Genomic DNA, 21,827 nt, shown 5'->3' on the forward strand with positions numbered 1-21,827 from the left:
GACCTCCGTATCATCTTCAAAAAACGGGCATAAAACCGAAACTGGAAGGGCGCCGTTAGGTCACCAATGACGATGCAAGAGCATCCAGTTCCGGTGCAACCTGATCGATTTCAGAGATCAGTTCATCCACGATGGCGGGCTTCAGCTCTAATCCATGCAGCAGCGCGGGAATATTATCAGGATTAAACTCATCACCAATATCCCGCTGCTTGAGTAGCGCGTTTGCCAGCTGAACCATCATCACGTAGTTTTTATGCTCACCCTGATAACCCGGCTGCTGGTGCACGCCTGCGGCTTTGATGACAGGGCCAGGCAAATCCCATAACCGGTGCAGGATCCCCCCAATGGCGCCGTGCCCTACCGCAAGAATGTCCTGTTCGCCGCCCTGCCCGAATACCTGCTGTTCAAGAGACTGCATGCTGGTTTCAGGGTTGGCTTCCCGTAACCTGTTTAGCTCTTTGAACTCAGCCGGGAACAGATGGCCCACGAGCAACAAGCCAAAGTTATGCAGCAGACCACACAGGTATGCCAGACCCTTATCTGCCCCGCAACGAGGCGCCAAGCGCTGGCACACAAAGGCAGAGTAAAGTGAGTGGCGCCAGAAGTTATCCATACCCAGCATGCCGGCCCTGGGCACATCGAACGCCCGAACCGAGGCAATGCCCAGCGTAATATGAGCCACGCGATCAAAGCCAAGCACCCTGGTTACCGCCTCCTGAACGGAGTTGATCTGGCCTGGGTAGTTGAACAATGCCGAGCGTGCGTAGCGCATCACCTGCGCAGTCAGGCTGGGGTCAAACTCTATAAGCTCTCCCAGCTCACGGGCTGTCGCTTCAGTGTTGGAGGTCAGTTTCAGAATACGCAAAGCCAGCGCCGGCATGGGCGGTAGCCGGTACAGCTTTTTCAGTTTGCTGGCTACTTCCGCCAGGGTCAGTGCGTCCCGCGAAAGATCGTTGCCGTGGCCGCGGATCGCCAGACGCCCTTCCCGGGAGCCCGACATAGCCAAGCGCAAAGAGCGACCATCCATTTCCACAAAGGAATGGTCTGTGCCACTGGAAAACAACACCCGATCGGCCTGCACAATACTCTCGTCTAGCAACACCGACAGGTCATACGCATTGCCAATCGGCGGCGTGAATCCAGGATCGCAGTCGCTAAACAACCGCATGGCCTGCTGCCCTGTGAGAGGCTGCAGGTGGCGGCCCGTGAGTTGCCAGAGTGCCTCTGTGTCGAGGGTGCTATCGTACCCATGCACCACCATCACAATCCCACTGATATCAATTAGCAAGGTTGCCTTAATGACGCCTTCCTGGATTTGCCCCAGACCAGACACAGCTACATCGAGGCTGGAAGCCCGGGCGATTGGTCGCTCTTGGTAAGCTATGCCCTGTTGATCTAAAAACCGCTCCAATCGCACTGCGAGAGCCACTCGAATACTCCTATTATCCATGGCAGGGGCGGCCCATGCCTCCCCTTTATCCGTTCCCGGTCGCTTTAACCGGTGTTGCGCATACCGGCGGAAATTCCCGCCATTGTAACCTTAAGCGCGCGCTCTACCAGCTCCGGCACCTCGCCTTTGCCTTCGCTTTCACGGTCGCGCCTTAGCAGCTCCGCCTGAAGATAATGCAAAGGATCTGTGTAAGGGTTGCGCACCCGCATGGAGTGCGCAAACACAGGCTCATCCTCCAGCAACTCATTTTGTTCCTTAAGCTCCAAAAGGCGCTGAACGCAACCCTCAAGTCGCTCACCCAAGCTGGTGCCTAAAGCTCTGAGCTTATCATCGTCCAACAAGGTCTTTTCGTAATAACCGGCAATGCGCAAATCTGCTTTGGCCAGCACCATTTCAAGCATGTCTATGTAGGTGCGAAAGAACGGCCACCCTTGCATCATCTCACGCAAAACAGGCAACCGCCCCTCTTTAGCCGCATCTTCCAACGCCACATCACTGCCTAGCCAGCTGGGCAACATCAGCCGCATTTGGGTCCAGGCGAAAATCCAGGGAATAGCCCGCAAACTCTCCACACCACCACTGGCTTTACGCCGCGCAGGCCGGCTTCCCAACGCCAGTTTCCCCAGCGCCTGCTCCGGGGTCACCTGGCGGAAATAGGGTACAAAATCGGGGTTTTCCCGAACCACTTCCCGGTAAGCCTTGAGCGAACGCTCCGTCAACCAGTCCATGGTGTCACGCCAGCTATCTTCCGGCTCAGGCGGTGGCGCCAGAGTCGCTTCAATCACCGCCGAGGTGTATAGCGTCAAGCTTTGCACCGCAAGCTGGGGCAACCCAAATTTAAATCGGATCATTTCGCCCTGCTCGGTAATGCGGAAACTACCATTCACCGAGCCAGGAGGCTGGGACAAAATCGCACGATTCGCCGGACCTCCGCCACGGCCAACGGTGCCGCCGCGGCCGTGAAACAGGGTCAGGTGCACGCCGAACCGGGTCGCTACCTGAGTGAGCTTTTCCTGCGCCTGGTACTGCGCCCATGCTGCCATAAGCTGGCCGGCATCCTTCGATGAATCCGAGTAGCCAATCATGACTTCCTGCCGCCCCTGGCAATAGTCCCGATACCAGTCCACCTCATACAGCGCCGCCATACTCTCGGGCGCACCACGCAGGTCGTCCAGGGTTTCAAACAACGGAACCACGCGCATGGGGAATTTCATGCCCGACTCGCGCAGCAGCAAGATAACGCTGAGCACATCGGAGGGTTTGCTAGCCATTGAGATAACGTAAGAACCCAAGGCTTCCGGTATTTGCTTCGCAACCACCTCACACGTGTCCAACACCTCGCGCACCGGAGCGGACGGCTCCCAGTTCCGGGGAACCAGCGGCCGACGTCCCTGAAGTTCGCGCACCAAAAATGCCTGGCGCTCTTTTTCAGACCAGGACAGATAATCACCTAGGCCAAGGTACTCCACCATCTCGGCAACGGCCTCGGCGTGACGGGTCGCCTCCTGGCGGATGTCCAAGCGAATAAGTGGGAGGCCAAAAGTATGGGCGCGGCGAATGGTATCTAGCAGTGCGCCTTTGGCAATGTGCTCAAGCCCGCACTCAACCATTGAGCGATAACAGAGCTCAAGTGGAGCCGTCAGATCTTCATTTTCAAAGAGGATACCACTGGTATCAGCCGGCTCACCATTGACGCAGGCCTCAGCCCACTCCCGCGTTTTGATGAGTCGATCCCGCAGCTCCGCCAATACATACCGGTATGGCTCCCGGGAATCACCTGCAAGTCCGCGCAGCTCATCACTTGCCTGCCACATGGAAAGTTCCGCCCTCAGCGACTGGATATCGCGCAAGAACAGATCCGCAGCCATCCACCTGCCAAGCAAGAAAACCTTCTGGGTCACTTGATGGGTGACGTTCGGGTTGCCGTCACGGTCGCCCCCCATCCACGAAGCAATGCGCACCGGTGATGCCTGTAAAGACAGCCCTTTCCCAGTCGCTGCCTGAAGCGAGGTATCAAGGTTATCAACAAACCGCGGCAGGGCCTGCCAAAGGCTGTTTTCGATAACCGCAAACCCCCACTTGGCTTCGTCAACTGCCGTGGGGCGCTCATGGCGAATCTCATCCGTGTGCCACGCTTCTGCCACAAGCCGGGACAGGCGTTCTATAATCACTTCTCTCTCTGCCGGCAACAGGTCGTCGTGATCCAAGCTGGCCAGGCACTCCGACATTTCATCGTATTTCATGATCAACGTGCGGCGCGCTACTTCCGTCGGGTGCGCTGTCAGCACAAACTCCACGCGCATATCTGCCACACACTGGTGCAGCGCCTCGGCGCTGACGCCGCTGCTTTTCAGGCGTTCAAATACGCCGTCAAGCGGCTCAACCATAAGGTCAGAAGGGTGGCCTCGCTTGCGGCGAATACCATGATATTGCTCAGCCAGGTTCGCAAGATTAAGGAACTGGTTAAACGCTCGGGTGACCGGCAACAGCTCATCATCGCGCAGTTTGCCCAGAAGGTTGACCAGGCGCTGGCCAGAGCCGCTTTCCTGCCGGCGGTCAGATTTGGCGGCAGCCCGAATTTCCTCAATAAGCTCAAAACAGTCTTGACCAGGGTGGCGCTGAATGCTTTGGCCAAGAAGTTCGCCCAGCATGCGGACATTTTCACGGAGATCGGGGTGTAGCTCGGTCACATTGGCGCCCTTATGAATTGACGGAGGCAAAGTAAACTCACGATACTAAGGAATTACTGGAAAAGTCTATTGGCGTTTGAGGGGATGGCGATCTATTAGCGCTTCTTTTCCACACCCTTAACGGATTGCCAGATCTCATCGAGGGTTTCGAGCGTTTCCGCATCAAAGGATCGGCCATCGCGCTCCAAAACCTGCTCAATGGCCCGAAAGCGCGCCTCAAACTTGTGGTTGGTGCGCCCAACCGCCTGTTCTGGGTTTACCTTCATGAAGCGCGCTAGGTTCACGCACACGAACAACAAATCACCCAGTTCGTCCTCAACGGCGTCGTGATCACCCTGCCCAGATTCAGCTGCCTGCCAGGCCTCCTTCAACTCGTCGATTTCTTCATGGAGTTTGTCGAATACCGGGCCAACATCGGGCCAATCAAACCCATGCCGTGAAGCTCGTTTCTGTAATTTTTCCGCCCGCACCATCCCGGGCAGGGCGCGGGCGATGCCATCAAGACGGCTTGTAGGTGCTGCAGCTGGTGAATCTTCCGCTTGCTTCTGAGCCCGCTCCTCAGCTTTGATGCGCTCCCAGCTCTCTTTGATCCAGGCTTCATCTGGTCGGTTGTCCGGATCGATACGGCTTTCCAGCGTACCCTCCGGAAACACATGGGGGTGTCGGCGCACAAGCTTGCGCACCAGATTATCCGCCACGGCATCAAAACTGAAACGGCCTTCTTCCTCACCTATCTGAGAGTAAAAAATCACCTGAAAAAGCAGGTCGCCAAGTTCATCCTTCAGATTCCCATAATCCTCCCGCTCAATGGCATCCGCCACTTCGTGGGCCTCTTCCAGGGTATGCGGAACAATGCTTCGGTACGTCTGTTTGGTATCCCAGGGACAACCGGTCTCTGGGTCTCGCAGCCGTGTCATCAGTACTTTCAGATCGTCAATGGAATAGTTCATGAGCGCTTGCGCCTGACGTCGATAATATTAGGAAGGTTGCGGATCTGGGCCAGCAACCGCGCCAACTGCTCCAAGCTGGAAATCTCCACCTTAACGATCATGGTTGCGGTATTGTCATCACGGTTTGTGACTGTATTGAGGGACAGAACATCACTCTTTGATAACGACAAAACCTGTGTGATATCCCGCAGTAGGCCGGATCTGTCGTAGGCCTCAACTTCGATGTCCACTGGGTAAACAGCAACCTGCTGGCCACCCCAACTCACCTCAATAATCCGGTTGGGCTCAACCTCCTGCAGATTGAGAAACGTAAGACAGTCCTGACGGTGAACGGTTACGCCCCGCCCGATCGTGATATACCCGCCAATGGCATCACCTGGCAATGGCTTGCAGCACTTGGCTACCTGGGTCTTCAGCTTACCCACGCCTACAATCTGGATATCCGATTCTGTATCGTAAGGCTTGCGTCGCTGAGCCGTTAGTTTCAGGTCAAGCTGTTCGGATTTTGGTTCCAGCATCTGCTGGGCTACGTTGGCAACATGTGCAGGGCGAAGGTCACCCGCGCCAATAGCGGCAAACATATCCTCGGCGCTGTGATAATTCACTTTTACCGCCAGCTCACCCAAGCCTACATCGTGCAACGACAGGCGCCGGAACTCATCTTCAATGATCGCGCGGCCATCCGTTACGTTACGCTCGCGATTCTGCTGTTTAAACCAGTGAGTTACCTTAGCCCGCGCCCGAGACGTATGAATGTAGCCAAGATTGGGGTTCAGCCAATCCCTGCTAGGAGCGGGATTATTTTTTGAGGTAAGAATGAACACCTGTTCCCCGGTCTTCAACGGGTAGGTTAGAGGAACAATTCGGCTGTTCACCCGCGCACCACGGCAAGCGTGGCCGATCTCGGTGTGAACCCGATAGGCGAAATCAACCGGTGTAGCCCCTTGGGCCAAATCAACAACGTGCCCTTCAGGGGTGAAAACATAGACCCGATCCGAGACGATATCGAATTTTAGGTGATCCGCCAGCCCAGAAAGATCGCCCAGCTCCTCCTGCCATTCCAGCACCTGCCGCAGCCAGTTGATCTTGGCATCGTAACCCGACGATTTGTTGCTCTTGTCGGTACCCTTGTATAGCCAGTGGGCGCACACGCCCAACTCTGCATCTTCGTGCATACTGTGAGTGCGGATCTGAACTTCCATGACCTTACCGTCCGGCCCGATTACGGCTGTATGCAGGGACTGATAACCGTTCTCTTTGGGGTTGGCAACGTAATCGTCAAACTCGTTGGGAATGTGACGCCAAAGCGTGTGCACAATCCCCAGGGCGGCGTAACAATCCCGCACTTCGGGTACCAGAACGCGCACCGCCCTTATGTCATATACCTGGGAAAAATCTATACCTTTTATGCGCATCTTCCGCCAGATGCTATAGATATGCTTGGCGCGGCCAGAAAGCTCGGCTTCAATACCCGAGGCCTTCAGTTCCCCCTGCAAGGTCGCTGTCACACGGCGAATATAGCCTTCCCGATCGAGGCGTTTTTCGTCTAGGAGCTTGGCGATTTTCTTGTACGCCGTCTCGTGCAGATAGCGGAACGAGAGGTCTTCCAGTTCCCATTTGATATGCCCAATACCCAGCCGATGGGCCAGCGGCGCGTATATATCGAACACTTCCCGGGCGACCCGCATGCGCTTTTCTTCCGGCGCGTTTTTAACTCCACGGATAGCGCAGGTGCGCTCAGCAAGCTTTATCAGGGCTACCCGGACATCATCAACCATCGAAACCAGCATTTTGCGGACGTTGTCCAGCTGGCCTTCGCTCTGCCCGAGCACATGGCCTTTAAGCGGGTGGTGTATAGAGGAAATAGCCGCCATACGCTGCACGCCGTTTATCAGCCCGGCTATCTCGTCACCGAATTCCTTGCGGATGATTTCAAGTGCAACCCGCTCCTCCCGTACAGCGCGGTAGAGAATCGCGGCAACAAGACTGGCCTGATCCAGGCGCAGCTCAGCCAGCACCTGAGCCATCTCAATGCCAATGCGAAAACTGCTGGAACCAGACGCCCACAAACGGTCTTCACGGAAGGCCTGCAAATCGATCTCAGCAGATTTCTCACAGGCCCGGCGAAACTGCTCCACGTCATCCAAGTGGGTCTGCGAGGCAATCTGCTGTACCCAGCCCTCGATGTCGATCTGGCCGTCGCTATTCACTGCGTAATCTTCGCGAACTTTTACCATATTTATTTTGTTATTCCTGGTGGTTCACACAGCAATCCCTTGCTGAGCACAACAACATTCAGTGTGAGTCGCGCTCAAACAGCGCAATAGACTCCACATGCGTGGTGTGGGGGAACATATCCATCACACCAGCACGCACCAAGCGGTAGCCATTTCGGGCCATCGCCCCTGCATCCCGGGCCAGAGTGGCGGGGTTGCAGGAGACATACACGATACGCTCGGCATTAAATGCAGTCAGGTATTTGCAGATCTCCTCCGCACCGGAGCGCGGCGGGTCGATAAGAATTTTATCAAAGCCCTCTTTCGCCCAACTCTGGCCAGTAAAATCACCGTGTAGATCCGCCCCATGAAATGCCACATTCTCAAGCCCGTTCAGTTCCGCATTCTCGCGGCCCCGGACGACCATGGCATCATCGCCTTCCACGCCAATGACCTGACCACCCTTGCGTGCAAGCGGCAGCGTAAAGTTGCCCAGCCCGCAAAACAGATCCAGAACTCGCTCATCCGGCTGCACATCCAGCCATTCCACGGCCCTGTCTATCATGACCTTGTTAATCTCTGCATTAACCTGAGTAAAGTCCATGGGGTGAAAATTCATGGTCAGATCAAACGCATCAAGCCGGTAACTGAGGCGCTCATCATCCCGGCCCGCAGATTCCGGCCAGATGCGGTGCACGGTATCCGGGCCCTTGGGTTGCAAATATATGTGCAGATCGTGGGCCTGACCAAAAGCAATCAGCTTTTCCCGATCGCCACTGCTCAGATCATCCATGTTGCGGAAAACCATCGCTGCGGTATCGTCACCGCAGGCAACTTCCACTTGAGGAATGCGGGCATAGGCATCCATGCCGTGCAGCAATTCGCGCAACGGAAGAATGCGCTCGCCAATGCGTGGGTCCAGCACCACACAACGGTCAATATCCGTGAGGAAGCTGTTTCGTTTCTCCCGGAACCCTACCAACACGGAGTCCCGTGCCCCAACGTGACGCACACCCATGCGCGCCTTGCGGCGGTAACCCAGGGTGCTTTCTGAGCGCAGCGGCGCAATCCACTCTTCAGGTTCTATACCGCCGAAATGGGCTAACTGTTCACGCAACGTATTTTCTTTGAACTCTATCTGCGCATCACTGCTCATGTGCTGAAGGCTACAGCCACCGCAAAGGTCTGCAAACTCGCATGGAGGCGTCTGGCGATCAGGCGCGGCCTCCAAAACCTCAAGCGTGCGCAGCTCATCAAATTTGCTTCGGGTGGAGACCACTTTGGCCATTACTTTTTCGCCCGGTAACGCGCCATCCACAAACAGGATTTTGCCGTCCTGACGAGCGATACCACGGCCGTCATGACTAAGCTTTTCCACGTCACAGTGCACGGGCTCCGTAGGAAGTACCTTCCTGCGTCGTCTGCTCATAGCTTGCTCTCTTGCTGTCGTCAGGTTTAGGCGCCGGGGAATACACCGGTCGATAAATAGCGGTCGCCGCGATCACAAATAATGGCCACAATAACGGCGTTTTCAACCTGATTGGACAGCTGAAGCGCGGCTGCAATGGAGCCGCCAGATGATACGCCGCAGAACAAACCTTCCCTTTCTGCCAGAGCACGCATAGTGACTTCTGCTTCTTGCTGACCAATGTCGACCACCTGATCCACACGCGCCGCATCGTATATGCTGGGAAGGTAAGCTTCCGGCCAGCGGCGAATGCCGGGAATGGAGGCGCCTTCTTTCGGCTGCAGACCAATGATGCTGATATCGGGATTGCGCTCCTTGAGATACCGGGAAACGCCCATGATGGTGCCGGTGGTCCCCATGGAACTGACAAAATGGGTTACCCGTCCCTCGGTTTGCTGCCAGATTTCAGGGCCAGTGGTGCGATAGTGCGAAAGCGGGTTGTCCTGGTTGCTGAACTGATCAAGCACCGTACCCTTGCCTTGCGCATCCATCTTCAGAGCCATATCTCGGGCGACTTCCATGCCCTCTTCGCTGCTCACCGTAATAATTTCTGCACCATAGGCTCTCATGGATGCGCGGCGCTCTTCGCTCATGTTTGCTGGCATAATGAGAACCATGCGGTAACCTTTAATAGCTGCAGCCATGGCCAAAGCGATACCGGTATTGCCACTGGTTGCCTCAATCAGCGTATCGCCAGGCTTGATTTCACCGCGGAGCTCGGCTTCTTGAATCATCCCCATGGCGGGCCGATCTTTAACGGAGCCTGCGGGATTATTGCCCTCCAGCTTTGCCAAAATCACATTACTGGTATCGCCAGGAAGGCGCTGTAACCGAACCAGAGGCGTATGCCCGACATAATCTTCGATTGTGCGAAAATGCATATGAGAACCCTGTGGTACACTTTTGGTGTTGGCATGATACGCCTTATGGCCCCAGTCGCCCAATACGGCTTCTGGCTATAACCATGACTGAAGGCTATATAAATAGTGTACTTCTCGGCTCGGCCGGCACTGATACCAAGGTTATCTACGCCCGGAAAGCCTACTATTACAAGGACGTAACCCGTATCAACAAGCGGCGTTAAGTTATATTTCGGGAATCTCATATGCGACGTTGGGGCATTCGCAAAAAAGTGCTGGTGGTAACTTTGGTTCCCACCCTACTCACGACTCTGATGCTGGGGCTGTTTTTTACCTACAGCTGGGTTACCAATATTGAAAGCCTGCTGAAGGATCGCGGAGAGTCACTTTCACGCCAGCTTTCTGCCGGCTCGGAATACGGCCTATTCACTGCGAATCGCAGCCTGCTAAGCAGCCTTTCCACCGCCCTGCTGGAAGAGCAGGATGTGCGCTCAATTACATTCTTCGACAGCGACCGCCGCCGTTTGTTGCATACTGGCCCGGGCAGCTCTGACAATCTTGACAGCAAAGAACTGGCTAGCGAACAGGCTAGCCGTATTGCCAGAACAACCAGTACCCTCTTTGTTACACCGGTTTTCCTTCAGGATCTGATGATCCAGAACATGCTAGATCCCGACGCCCGGCAGTCTGCTTCGCAACAACGCGAGCCTTTAGGCTGGGTGGCCGTGGAAATGTCTCACACTCGCACCGAAAAAGAGACATACAAGGCACTGCTGATCTCTCTGTTGCTGATATTGGGCGGGGTTGTTTTCAGCCTTCTAATTACACTTCGGCTAAGCCGAGCCTTTACAGGCCCGGTGTTCGAACTGAACGAAGCCGTGGCAAAACTGAAACAAGGCAAGCTTGATACCCGCATCCATACAGGCGCGGGCCCGGAGTTCGAACAGCTTGAATCGGGCCTTAACGCCATGGCGGAGGAGCTGAGCAAAGCACAGGCAGAAATGCAGCAGAATATCGACCAGGCAACCGAAGATCTGCGGGAGACACTGGAAACGATTGAAATCCAGAACATCGAGCTGGACTTCGCGCGCAAGGAAGCCCTTGAGGCCAGCCGCATCAAGTCTGAATTTCTGGCGAACATGTCCCACGAGATCCGAACTCCGCTTAACGGCATTATCGGTTTTACCGAGTTACTGCTTAAAAGCCCCTTGCCCCGCCAGCAAAGAGATCACCTGAGCACCATTCGCAAGTCTTCGGAAATTCTTCTCACCATCATCAACGATATTCTGGATTTCTCGAAGATTGAAGCCGGCAAGCTGATCCTCGATCGCGTGCCCTTCCAGCTTAGGGATATTGTGGAAGAAGTGATGGTGATGCTGGCCCCCGCCGCCCACAGCAAAAACCTGGATCTTGTACCTCTGGTGTACAACGACGTGCCAGATAACATTATGGGCGACCCTCTGCGGGTTAAGCAGGTGATCACCAACTTGGTCAACAATGCCATCAAGTTTACCCAGACAGGCGAGGTGGTGCTGCGCGCAAGCCTTGAAGACGAGGATAAGGAAAACAACCGGGTGACTCTGCGCTTGAGCATCACCGATTCTGGCGTGGGGCTTTCCCGTGCCCAGCAGCAGTCCCTGTTCAATGCGTTCAGCCAGGCCGACGCATCAACTGCGCGGCAGTACGGTGGTACGGGCCTTGGTTTGGCCATTTCCAAGCGCCTGGTAGAAGAAATGGGAGGTCAGATTGGCTTGCAGAGCGAGCTGGGGAAAGGCTCCACGTTCTGGTTTACCCTAACACCAGAGCTTTCCTCAAGCGGAGAGGCGATTGCCCCCCGGGACGCTCTGCGAGGTGAACGCGTTATTTATTTGGAGCATCAGAAAACCTGCGGCCTTGCTGTTGAACACATTTTACGTGACTGGGGCATGATCGTGGATCGCGCTGCGTCCCCTGGTGCCATGCAGGAACAGATTGAGAAAGCCCAGAAGAGCCAGTCGGGCTATGCCGCTGCCATTATCGGGATTACCCGGCACCTGCTTAACTCGAGCCAGTACTGTGGGCTAGTGCGGACTCTGGAGGTTGAGCGTGACTGCCGCACGCTGCTGCTTACACCCACTTTGGAAATTCACGACACGCTGCTGTCAGGCTTGCCCAGCGGCCACCTGACAAAGCCCGTATGCCGCGAGGCGCTGTATGATGAGTTGCTTCTTCTGGTGCACGGCATCAACACCTCTGGACAGGGCATTTCACGCCAAGATCATACGGCGCGTCTCCCGGCCTCCGTTACTACGCCTAGAGTGCTGGCCGTGGACGATAACGAGGCCAACCTGAAACTGGTCATGACCCTGTTGCAGGACTACCAGATAGGCGCGGAAGGTGCATCGAGTGGCTTTGAAGCTCTGAGCAAAGCTCGGAAAAAACCTTTTGATCTTGTGTTCATGGATCTTCAAATGCCGGGCATGGACGGCGTGGAAACCACAGACCGTATTCGTGAAATGGATAACAGAAGCCACAGAACAACGATCATCGCACTCACAGCACATGCACTGGCTGATGAGCAGGAACGCTTGATTCGACAAGGGTTTGATGGCTACCTGCCCAAGCCCATTAGTAGCGCGCAGCTTGCAGAAACCATACTCGACTGCACCGGCTTTGAGTGCCAGAGTGCCGGTGAGACTGGCCAGATTCATGTACCAGAAGTGCGGGATACAAGGCGCGCTTTGCGCCCCTCCACCCGCAAAATGCAGCAAGAATGCGTGAGCGTGGATGAGGGCATCCAATTGGCTGCGGGCAAGGCTGATTTGGCAGAAGAATTGTTTAGCATGCTGCTAGAACAGCTCTCTACAGACCTCAACAGAGTTGAACAACTCTGGAACGGGAACGACTTGGAGAACCTGCTGGAATGCGTGCATAAGCTGCATGGCGCAACTCGTTACTGCGGGGTTCCGGAGCTACGCTCTGCCGCGAATCGCCTAGAAACGGCACTCAAACGCTCAGCTCCAGACATGGAATTACACAAAAACCAATTGATCTCGGCCATTGAGAGATTGCAGATCTGGAGTGATCAGACCGACTGGCAGAAAATGTTCCGGCAACACCATCAGCCGACTGAAACCAACTGATGATGCGCCTGCGCCCTCGCCGGAACGGATCAAGCTTGGCCGCGGGCCCGGTCAAGAATGGCAGCCATATCCCGGACTGCCTCTTTTAGACCACAGAATACCGCTCTGGCAATTATAGCGTGGCCTATATTGAGTTCGTTGATACCAGGAATCACAGCAATCCGCTCCGTGTTGTGATAATTCAGGCCGTGGCCTGCGTTCACGATCAGGCCTTTTTTACGGGCGTAAGTCACCGCATCAGCCAAGGCTTTGAACGCCGCCTCTTGAGCTTCGACACCCACAGCTTCGGCATACTCACCCGTATGTAGCTCGATAACCGGAGCGCCGCAGCGCACGGCGGCATCAATTTGCGCGCGATCCGGATCGATAAACAGGGAGACCTCTGCGCCTAACCTAGCAAGGCGATCACAGGCATTCGCCACACGCTCTTGCTGGCCTTCAACATCCAGGCCGCCCTCGGTGGTCAGCTCTTCCCGCTTTTCCGGAACCAGACACACACACTCAGGCCGGACTTGTTCGGCAAACTCAATCATGGCATCCGTAACCGCCATCTCGAGATTCATTTTAGTCTGTAGTACTTGCTTAAGCAGCAGTACATCACGATCTTGGATATGGCGCCGATCTTCTCTAGGGTGAATCGTAATGCTGTCTGCACCGGCTTCCTCCGCCATCAGGGCAGCCTGTACTGGGTCGGGATAACGCGTTCCCCGGGCCTCACGTAGAGTGGCAATGTGATCGATATTGATGCCAAGCAATACTCTAGGATTCATGTCGTTCTCCCCTTTGGTGATTGAAAAGACTGCGACTGTTCAATGGGCGCCCCTGCAACAGGTAATCTGTGAGTACGCGCATAACTCGTTTTGCCACCCGGCGACTTGCGATGGTTTCGAAATCGCCACCGGCGAGTGCTAAAAGCGTGTTCCCGGGAAGGTTTTGCAACCGCACACCGGCAGAAACTGAGGCGACGATGCCCTGTTCGGGGTTATAGCAATAAGTCTGAGTCGCACAGACCGCCTGGCCGGTATCCATCGCCAGATCCCAGGCGAAATCGTAACCCAAAGCCGCCGCAAACGACTGCTCAAACTTTCGTAGCACCGGTTCTACATCCGACGTTTCTGCAAGCAGGGCAAGGGTTTCAATATAAGCAGCAAAAAGTATGGGGTGAGGATCTGCTTGCGGCAATACCCGTTGTACCAGCTCATTCAGGTACAAACCGCTATAAAGGGACACGGTGCTGCGCAGCGCCGGGCCATCGCGCACATCTACCTGGGTCAGGGTTTTCAGGTCGCCGCGCCCCACCCAGCCCAACAACAGTGGTTGAAAGGGCTGAAGCTGTGCCTTCAACGCACTTTTACTGCGGCTGGCACCGCGGGCAACCAGGGATATACGGCCGTGATTCAGGGTGAATAGATCCACCACGAGGCTGGTCTCTCGCCAAGGCCGGCGATGAATCACATAAGCGGGCTCCTGCTCCTGAGCTCCTCTCATAGCGGCATCCGGAGGCATAGAGACCTCAGAAGTCGTTCATACCCAAACTTTTCAGGGCACGATCGTTATCCGCCCAACCGCGTTTTACCTTCACCCAAAGCCGCAGCATAACCTTACAGTCAAACATGCGTTCCATATCGGCCCTGGCATCTTGGCCGATGCTTCGCAACCTATCGCCTTTATCGCCAATCATGATTTTTTTCTGGCCCTCGCGTTCCACAAGGATCAGTGCCGATATGTGTAACGTCTTACCGTCGTGTTTGAACTCTTCAATTTCTACCGCAACAGAGTAAGGCAGCTCGGCGCCGAGTTGGCGGGTAATCTTTTCACGCACCATTTCCGAAGCCAGAAAGCGCTCGCTGCGATCCGTTATCTGATCGTCAGGGTAAAAGTGGACGCTCTCAGGCAGAAAACGATCAACCGCGTCTTCCAGTGGCTTTAGGTTGGTTTCCTTCAACGCCGACATAGGAATAATTTCAGCAAAGTCGCGCTTTTTGGAAAGCATGTCGAGGTGCGGCAACAGGTTTTCCCGCTTTTCAATCCGGTCCACTTTGTTCACTGTCAAGATAACCGGGCACTTTAAGCTACTAAGCTTTTCCAGAACCATTTCATCCGCGGTAGTCCAGGCAAGCTGATCCACCACAAATATCACCACATCCACATCAACAAGCGCCGAGGTAGCCGCTTTGTTCATATATCGATTCATCGCCCTGGGCTCTTCTTCGTGCATGCCCGGCGTATCCACATAAATTGCCTGCACGAGATCCACGGTTTTAATTCCCAGAACTTTGTGGCGCGTCGTTTGCGGTTTACGGGAGGTGATGCTCAGCTTCTGCCCAAGAATATGGTTCAGCAGCGTAGATTTGCCCACGTTTGGGCGGCCAACAATTGCTACGAAACCGCAGCGACTATCGGGGTTGTCCGGGCGAGTAATATCATTCATTAGGGTGTCTCCACGCCAAGTTGTTTCAGCGCGCTACGGGCAGCCTCCTGCTCCGCTACGCGGCGGCTGCTGCCTATGCCACTGGTTTTGCGATCCAAAGACGCCAACACACAGGACACATGAAATGTTTGGTTATGAGCTTCTCCATCGACAGAAATAACATCGTATATGGGCAATGGGAACTGCCGCGATTGCAGATACTCCTGCAAACGGGTCTTGGGATCTTTCTGGGTATCCTGAAGATCAAGCTGTTCTAATCGGTGCTCAAACCAACGCAACACCTGCTCCCGACACGTGTAAAAATCACTGTCGAGATAGATAGCACCGATAACGGCCTCTACTGCATCGGCAAGTATGGACTCGCGACGAAAACCACCGCTTTTCAGCTCGCCAGAACCCAGTCGCATATAGCTTCCCAGTTCGAACTCCCGGCCAATCTCAGCCAGAGTGACGCCCTTCACCATTCGCGCCCGCAAACGGCTCAAATGCCCTTCTCTAGCTTTATCGAAGCTCAAAAACAGATTCTCTGCGATAACCATGTTAACGATGGAGTCGCCGAGAAACTCCAACCGCTCATTATTCTGGTTGCCAAAACTCCGATGCGTAAGCGCCAACATAAGGCGCTCCGGCGACCTAAACTGATAACCAATACGTCGCTGTAAATGATCCAGATCCGGCTGTGAGCTCACTTGCCCTTCATCTCATAACTGTGTTGAAAATGCACCACAGTATCCAGGTTACGGATGAGGTTATTACGCACTTCATAGTCCACATTGATCAACACAAGCCCACCGTCTTTATCAACGGAAATATCCTTGGCATCAAAACCACGGATATTATTAACGCTCAGACGCTTGTTGATCAGCGTCCGAACTTGCGCCGGCCCCATTTGCGACAAACCCGCTGTGCCGTCCAAGCTCTCAAGTGCCTCCTGAATCGTAAGGTCATCCATGTAAGTTGGCCCGACTTTGATAACTAGGGAGAGCAAACTGCCGAAAAACAGCACCATGATTAGGATAACAAGCGCGGAAGCACCGCCTTGGCGATTCATGGCGGAGAGATTATTTTTCTTCATTACAACTGAACTCCAAAATAGTCAGAATTACTCAATACCGCCAACACGCTTGAAGGATGGCAAACTGGTGATAGACGTCCAGTGCATCCAGATTGCAAAGGCCTTGCCCACAATCAACTCATCCGGAACCGTGCCCCAGTAACGGCTGTCGTTACTGTTATCACGGTTATCACCCATCATGAAATACTCGCCTTCGGGGATCTGCCATTCACCCTCTCCAGCAACACCCGAGCGCCCCATCGTGTGGAAAATATCGTGCTCTATCGCACCCAGATCTTCCCTGCGCACTTCCACCGGCGGCAAGCGCACAACAAACTCACTCTCAATTATCTGATCGTTTATAAAAAGCTTCTTGTCACGATAACGCACTGTATCACCTGGAAGGCCTATCACGCGCTTGATGTAGTTGGTTTCGCCGTCTACTGGGTAACGGAATACCATCACATCACCCCGTTCGGGATCCCCAACATCCAGAATCTTGGTTCCGATAACCGGCAAGCGTAGGCCATAGGCATACTTGTTAACCAGAATGAAATCACCCACTTCAAGCGTCGGCAGCATGGAGCCAGAGGGTATCTGGAAGGGCTCCACCAGAAACGATCGGAGTACCAACACGACCGCCAGTACCGGGAAAAACGAGCGGCTGAGATCGACCAGATAGGGTTCTTTGGGCTCGTCTTCCTCATTTGCAACGTTCGTTGGGGACGCAGCAAGGCGACGCTTACGAAAAAACAGTATGTCTGCCAGCCAGATCAGTCCGGACACGAAGGTCAGAACAACCAGAACCAGTGGAAAATCAATATCCATCCAGATGCCTTTTAATTATCGATTTTCAATACGGCAAGGAACGCTTCCTGAGGCACCTCAACATTACCCAGCTGCTTCATACGTTTTTTGCCTGCCTTCTGCTTCTGGAGCAGCTTTTTCTTGCGGCTGATATCACCGCCATAACATTTTGCGGTTACGTTTTTGCGCAGTGCTTTCACACTGACTCTCGACACAATCTGGTTACCAATGGCGGCCTGAATTGCGATATCAAACATCTGCCGAGGAATCAGCTCTTTCATTTTTTCAACGAGCTGACGGCCCTTGTAGTTCGCCTGTTCTTTATGAACGATCAGGGCCAGAGCATCTACGCGCTCGCCGTTTATGAGCACATCAAGACGCACAAGGTTCGCCTGCTGGAAACGTATGAAGTGGTAGTCCAGTGAGGCAAATCCGCGGCTGGCCGATTTGATACGATCAAAGAAATCGAGCACCACCTCTGCCATCGGAATCTCATAGGTCAACTGCACCTGGTTGGTCGTAAAGTGCATATGCTTCTGAACCCCGCGCTTTTCTTCACACAGGGCAATCACGTTACCTAGGTGCTCTTGGGGCACCAGAATGTTCGCTTCCACGATGGGCTCACGCATTTCCTCAATCGAGCCCATATCCGGCAATTTTGAGGGGCTGTCTACCGACAGCGTCACGCCCTGGTGGTTCAGCACTTCGTATATAACCGTGGGCGCGGTGGTAATCAGATTAATATCGTATTCACGCTCCAGCCGCTCCTGAATGATCTCCATGTGCAGCATGCCCAAGAAACCACAGCGAAATCCAAAGCCCAGAGCGTCGGAGCTTTCAGGTTCATAAAACAGTGAGGCGTCGTTCAGTGTGAGTTTTTCCAGCGCGTCGCGGAAATCGTTGTAGTCGTCAGCGCTTACCGGGAACAGGCCGGCATAAACCTGCGGCTGAATCTTCTTGAACCCCGGCAATATCGGCGTGTCTGCGGCAAACTTGTGATGCACAATGGTGTCACCCACAGGCGAACCGTGTATATCCTTGATACCAGCAACAACAAAACCTACGTCGCCGGCCTCCAATATGTTGGTATCGTAAGGTTTAGGGTTAAAAATCCCTACTTTATCCGCATTCCACGCCTTGCCCGTGGATTTTATAACGATCTTGTCGCCTTTTTTCAAAATGCCCTGGGTAACCCGGACAAGAGAGACAACACCCAGATAGTTATCGAACCAGGAATCGATGATCAGCGCCTGCAACGGAGCCGCACGATCACCCTGAGGTGGCGGTATTTTCTGAATAAGGTCTTCCAGAACGTCTTCAACACCCATGCCGCTCTTGGCCGAGCAACGTACTGCGTTCGAGGCATCAATACCGATAATGTCTTCTATTTCTGCGGCGACCCGCTCTGGCTCAGCTTGGGGCAGGTCCATCTTGTTCAGAACCGGCACAACTTCCAAGCCCTGCTCGATGGCGGTGTAGCAGTTGGCAACCGACTGGGCTTCCACCCCCTGGCCGGCATCTACAACCAGTAGCGCGCCTTCACATGCGTACAGAGACCGTGACACCTCATAGGAGAAATCCACGTGACCTGGCGTGTCGATGAAGTTCAACTTGTATTCTTGGCCGTCCCGCGCTGTGTAATTCAGCGTGACGCACTGGGCCTTAATGGTGATGCCCCGCTCTCGCTCCAGGTCCATGGAGTCCAGCACCTGTTCGGCCATCTCCCGTTTGGTCAGACCTCCGCAAACCTGGATAAAACGGTCTGCAAGGGTGGATTTGCCGTGGTCAATGTGGGCGATAATGGAGAAGTTACGGATTCGGCTCAGTTCAGTCACAGACAATGAATACTCATAAAAAGACGAAGGATTGAGCCCGGAGAGGCCGCTACCGCAATCCGGGGCCGGCGTGATTTTACCGGTTACCGGCCACCATTGCCATGATCAGGAAATAAGCGGCCGTTCATACTGCCGGATCAAGAAGCCAATCAGCGCATCTTCGTCCAGCGGGTAGCTAAACAGATTGCCCTGGCACTGGGTACACCCGGCCGATTTCAGGAAGCTCAACTGCTGCGGTGTTTCTACACCTTCAGCCACAACCGTAAGATGGAGTTTTTGCGCCAGCGCAATAACCGCAGACGCCACATCTGTTGCACTGACATTGTACGGAATATCGCGGATAAAGCGGTGATCAATTTTTATGACATCGAGGGGAAGCTGCTGCAACGCAACAAGAGAACACGATCCAGCTCCAAAATCATCTAGTATCAGGCAAACGCCCAGATCATTGAGCGACACAAGAAGCTCGCGCAACATACGTGGGTCTTCATTCAATAATTCCACCGGCATTTCCAGTTCAAGCTTTTCAGGGGAGACACCGGTTTCGGTAATCACCTGCCGAACCATCTCAAGAAAACGGGAATCTGTAACCTGCCGAACCGACAGGTTTACCGCCATCTTCAAAGCTTCAAAGCCCGCCCGCTCCAGTGCCTGTATCTGAATACAGGCTTGGCGCAGCGCCATTTCGCCCAGGCGCACAATCAGCCCGGTTTCTTCCGCCAGACCAATGAATTGTTGCGCCGAGACCAGACCTTTTTCCGGATGATGCCAGCGAAGGAACGCCTCCACACCAATCACCCGCTTACTGACTAGATCTATTTTGGGCTGGTAATGTAGAACAAAACGGTCACCTTCCAGCGCACTCGCCAGCTCCTCCTGTTGCAGCAGCCGGCGCGCAGCTTTGATATTCATCGCCGGAGTAAAGAATTGATAGGTATTTCTACCCAGTTCTTTGGCTCGATACATGGCCAAATCAGCAAACTTCATCAGGGCGCCCGGGTCTTCACTATCATGAAGGATCATGGTGATACCGATACTGACGGTAATACCCACCTCATGATCGCTCAGGCGAATCCGCTGGCACAGCCTACGCAGAATGGTTTCTGCAACCTTCGCGGCCGCATCTGTGCCACTGATTTGTGGGAGCAGCACAACAAATTCATCACCACCAAGCCTGGCCACGGAATCCTCTTCACGCACACAGCCCTCAAGCCACTGCGCCACTTGTCGCAGAAGTTCGTCACCGGCGTCATGACCAAGCGTATCGTTAATACGCTTAAAGCCATCAAGATCCAGGAACATTAAGGCCGCAGGCTCACCGCTTCTGCGGCTCCGACGCACCACATTGTTGAGGCGATCACGGAACAGCTGACGGTTAGCAAGCCCCGTAAGAGGGTCGTAAAACGCCAACCGGTGCAGTTCAGATTGGGCGGCTTTCAGCTGGGTCATGTCACGCAGGCTAAGCACCACCCCCGTTACGCCGGGTACCATCAGCATGTCGGTATAGGTACCTTCCATATCGCGCCAGTTGTCCGCTGCGTCGCGGATGCGCGCCCGGATAACGGGCATCTGCTTACCCGGTGCCTGAACTGCGTCATCAAACCCCTGTTTCAGCTGCGGCCAGTCGTCTTCGTGCACAAGGCCTTCCAGTGCAAGCACCTGCACTTCGCTTGGGTCAAATCCGAGAATGTCAAAACTGGACGGGCTGGCATAAAGGGGCATACCCACTTCGTCCATAACCAGAGTTACATTGGCGGCCCCCTCTGTAATGGCACGACAACGCCCTTCACTAATTTGAGCCATGAGGCGCGAACGAATCAGCACCAGCGCTACAACAAACAGCAGCAGGCTGATAGCGACACCGCTGCCAAGCACAATCGACGGGCGCGGATCTGACGCCAGATAGTCGAAGGCAGGAGTTGAACGGGTTTGCAGCAGCCAGTCCCGCCCACCGTGGCTTACGGTCTGGCTCATGTCGAAGCTGAACTCATTGTCCAGAGAGCCGAGGTTTGAGCCGTACATCAGGTTTTCGCGAGCATCTACGCCATTATCGTAGATACGGACATCAAGAAACGGTGAAATCAGTCCGATGATGCCGTCAAACAGGTTGTTCATACGAAACGCACTGAATACAAAACCCGCCAACATCATGCGGCGCTCGGACCGTATTTCCGGCACCTGCCCACCCTGATAAACCGGGTAGTACATAAGGAAACTGGCTTGCCCTTCCGCCAACTCTTCTTGTATCAGAATCACTTTGGCCGTTACCGTCGGAATGGCACTGTCCCGCGACCGCTCCATGGCTTTTCGGTGAACCGGGTCACTGAACGCATCATAGCCCAGTGCTTTCCGGTTGCTTACGGTGCCAGGCTCCAGATACACCATGGGGTAATAAAAAGGGCCGACTCCCAGTGGCTTAACCAAATATTTGTACACACCCTCTGCGCGCACCGACGCAATGTGATCGGCCATCTCCCGTACCTCAATACGCTCAACGTACCCTATGCCCTGTATGCCCGGATAATAACGATTGATATCAACCTTGTGAACATATTCACGCCACTGTTCACGGGAAACTTCGCCGGCGACCGAAAAAAGGCCGGCACTGCCTGCAAGGACCTGCTCATAGTTAAGCAAGCGTTCCTCAATGGCGGTTTTCAATTGCAGCGCCTGGGTCCGAAACCTGGCTTCAGTGCGATCGTCTACCAACCGGACCGAAAATTGCCAGGACATAACGGTTACCGCGATCGCCACGACCAAAAGCAGCCAAGCGAGCCAAGCATTACGGGGTTTCAAAAGTTGCAGGAGGGGGAGATCCTTTCTGTTCATAAAACAACCTGGTCCATTCCGTGACCGCTCTTATTATCGACGCCGGGCAGTATAGCAAAAGCCTCCAAGTCTGTCGTTTTTAACATCATGCCTGGAGGCTTTCGGTAATAATACG

General features: G+C 54.4%; 15 protein-coding genes. 1 reads left to right on the top strand and 14 read right to left on the bottom strand.

The window, feature by feature from the left end; genetic code table 11:
* Positions 1 to 55: 55 nt before the first annotated feature.
* The 6 genes from CPH80_RS10045 to cysM all read right to left on the bottom strand — a co-directional run bounded on the left by CPH80_RS10045 (position 56) and on the right by cysM (position 9,655).
* Positions 56 to 1,429: an HDOD domain-containing protein gene (locus CPH80_RS10045; RefSeq protein WP_096277438.1), complete on the bottom strand. Its 1,374-nt coding sequence runs from the start codon at positions 1,427 to 1,429 to the stop codon at positions 56 to 58.
* A gap of 65 nt (positions 1,430 to 1,494) precedes the next feature.
* A complete protein-coding gene (gene ppc, locus CPH80_RS10050; RefSeq protein ID WP_096277440.1) occupies positions 1,495 to 4,140 on the bottom strand; it encodes a phosphoenolpyruvate carboxylase in 2,646 nt (881 codons plus the stop codon).
* Positions 4,141 to 4,235: 95 nt separating this feature from the next.
* Positions 4,236 to 5,090, bottom strand: coding sequence for a nucleoside triphosphate pyrophosphohydrolase (gene mazG / locus CPH80_RS10055; RefSeq protein ID WP_096277442.1), 855 nt, complete (start codon positions 5,088 to 5,090; stop codon positions 4,236 to 4,238).
* A complete protein-coding gene (gene relA / locus CPH80_RS10060; protein ID WP_096277444.1) occupies positions 5,087 to 7,327 on the bottom strand; it encodes a GTP diphosphokinase in 2,241 nt (746 codons plus the stop codon). Before relA ends, mazG begins: the two co-directional genes overlap by 4 nt.
* 58 nt (positions 7,328 to 7,385) lie before the next feature.
* Entirely contained in the window at positions 7,386 to 8,735 is a 1,350-nt protein-coding gene (gene rlmD / locus CPH80_RS10065) for a 23S rRNA (uracil(1939)-C(5))-methyltransferase RlmD (protein ID WP_096277445.1), read from the bottom strand.
* Between the two features lie 26 nt (positions 8,736 to 8,761).
* Positions 8,762 to 9,655, bottom strand: a complete 894-nt coding sequence (gene cysM / locus CPH80_RS10070; protein WP_096277447.1) for a cysteine synthase CysM — start codon at positions 9,653 to 9,655, stop codon at positions 8,762 to 8,764.
* 224 nt (positions 9,656 to 9,879) lie between these two features.
* Here cysM and CPH80_RS10075 point away from each other — a divergent pair, with 224 nt between their 5' ends.
* Positions 9,880 to 12,756, top strand: coding sequence for an ATP-binding protein (locus CPH80_RS10075; RefSeq protein WP_096277449.1), 2,877 nt, complete (start codon positions 9,880 to 9,882; stop codon positions 12,754 to 12,756).
* Positions 12,757 to 12,785: 29 nt separating this feature from the next.
* Here the strand turns inward: CPH80_RS10075 and pdxJ are convergent, their stop codons facing one another.
* From pdxJ to CPH80_RS10115, 8 genes are all read right to left on the bottom strand, one after another.
* Positions 12,786 to 13,526, bottom strand: coding sequence for a pyridoxine 5'-phosphate synthase (gene pdxJ, locus CPH80_RS10080; protein WP_096277451.1), 741 nt, complete (start codon positions 13,524 to 13,526; stop codon positions 12,786 to 12,788).
* Positions 13,516 to 14,244, bottom strand: a complete 729-nt coding sequence (gene recO, locus CPH80_RS10085; RefSeq protein ID WP_096277453.1) for a DNA repair protein RecO — start codon at positions 14,242 to 14,244, stop codon at positions 13,516 to 13,518. Before recO ends, pdxJ begins: the two co-directional genes overlap by 11 nt.
* Positions 14,245 to 14,269: 25 nt before the next feature.
* Entirely contained in the window at positions 14,270 to 15,187 is a 918-nt protein-coding gene (era, locus tag CPH80_RS10090; RefSeq protein WP_096277455.1) for a GTPase Era, read from the bottom strand.
* Positions 15,187 to 15,876 carry a ribonuclease III gene (rnc, locus tag CPH80_RS10095; protein ID WP_096277457.1) on the bottom strand — a complete coding sequence of 230 codons (690 nt, stop codon included), beginning with the start codon at positions 15,874 to 15,876 and terminating at the stop codon, positions 15,187 to 15,189. The genes era and rnc overlap by 1 nt, the downstream gene beginning before the upstream one ends.
* Complete coding sequence (locus CPH80_RS10100; RefSeq protein ID WP_096277459.1) at positions 15,873 to 16,262, bottom strand: DUF4845 domain-containing protein; 390 nt, start codon at positions 16,260 to 16,262, stop codon at positions 15,873 to 15,875. Before CPH80_RS10100 ends, rnc begins: the two co-directional genes overlap by 4 nt.
* A gap of 27 nt (positions 16,263 to 16,289) precedes the next feature.
* Positions 16,290 to 17,069 carry a signal peptidase I gene (gene lepB / locus CPH80_RS10105; protein WP_096277461.1) on the bottom strand — a complete coding sequence of 260 codons (780 nt, stop codon included), beginning with the start codon at positions 17,067 to 17,069 and terminating at the stop codon, positions 16,290 to 16,292.
* An 11-nt stretch (positions 17,070 to 17,080) separates the two neighbouring features.
* Positions 17,081 to 18,883: a translation elongation factor 4 gene (gene lepA, locus CPH80_RS10110; RefSeq protein ID WP_096281540.1), complete on the bottom strand. Its 1,803-nt coding sequence runs from the start codon at positions 18,881 to 18,883 to the stop codon at positions 17,081 to 17,083.
* Positions 18,884 to 18,988: 105 nt separating this feature from the next.
* Positions 18,989 to 21,712 (bottom strand): EAL domain-containing protein, encoded by a 2,724-nt coding sequence (locus tag CPH80_RS10115; protein ID WP_096277463.1) that lies wholly within the window; start codon positions 21,710 to 21,712, stop codon positions 18,989 to 18,991.
* Between the last annotated feature and the right edge of the window lie 115 nt (positions 21,713 to 21,827).

It is taken from the genome of Marinobacter sp. LV10R510-11A (assembly GCF_900215155.1).
Taxonomy (GTDB): domain Bacteria; phylum Pseudomonadota; class Gammaproteobacteria; order Pseudomonadales; family Oleiphilaceae; genus Marinobacter.

What these genes read in the sequence shown, in the direction of transcription:
- mazG (WP_096277442.1), bottom strand. Translation starts at nt 5,090, where the DNA reads ATGAACTATTCCATTGACGATCTGAAAGTACTGATGACACGGCTGCGA.
- relA (WP_096277444.1), bottom strand. Translation starts at nt 7,327, where the DNA reads ATGGTAAAAGTTCGCGAAGATTACGCAGTGAATAGCGACGGCCAGATC.
- rlmD (WP_096277445.1), bottom strand. Translation starts at nt 8,735, where the DNA reads ATGAGCAGACGACGCAGGAAGGTACTTCCTACGGAGCCCGTGCACTGT.
- cysM (WP_096277447.1), bottom strand. Translation starts at nt 9,655, where the DNA reads ATGCATTTTCGCACAATCGAAGATTATGTCGGGCATACGCCTCTGGTT.
- CPH80_RS10075 (WP_096277449.1), top strand. Translation starts at nt 9,880, where the DNA reads ATGCGACGTTGGGGCATTCGCAAAAAAGTGCTGGTGGTAACTTTGGTT.
- pdxJ (WP_096277451.1), bottom strand. Translation starts at nt 13,526, where the DNA reads ATGAATCCTAGAGTATTGCTTGGCATCAATATCGATCACATTGCCACT.
- recO (WP_096277453.1), bottom strand. Translation starts at nt 14,244, where the DNA reads ATGAGAGGAGCTCAGGAGCAGGAGCCCGCTTATGTGATTCATCGCCGG.
- era (WP_096277455.1), bottom strand. Translation starts at nt 15,187, where the DNA reads ATGAATGATATTACTCGCCCGGACAACCCCGATAGTCGCTGCGGTTTC.
- CPH80_RS10100 (WP_096277459.1), bottom strand. Translation starts at nt 16,262, where the DNA reads ATGAAGAAAAATAATCTCTCCGCCATGAATCGCCAAGGCGGTGCTTCC.
- lepB (WP_096277461.1), bottom strand. Translation starts at nt 17,069, where the DNA reads ATGGATATTGATTTTCCACTGGTTCTGGTTGTTCTGACCTTCGTGTCC.
- CPH80_RS10115 (WP_096277463.1), bottom strand. Translation starts at nt 21,712, where the DNA reads ATGAACAGAAAGGATCTCCCCCTCCTGCAACTTTTGAAACCCCGTAAT.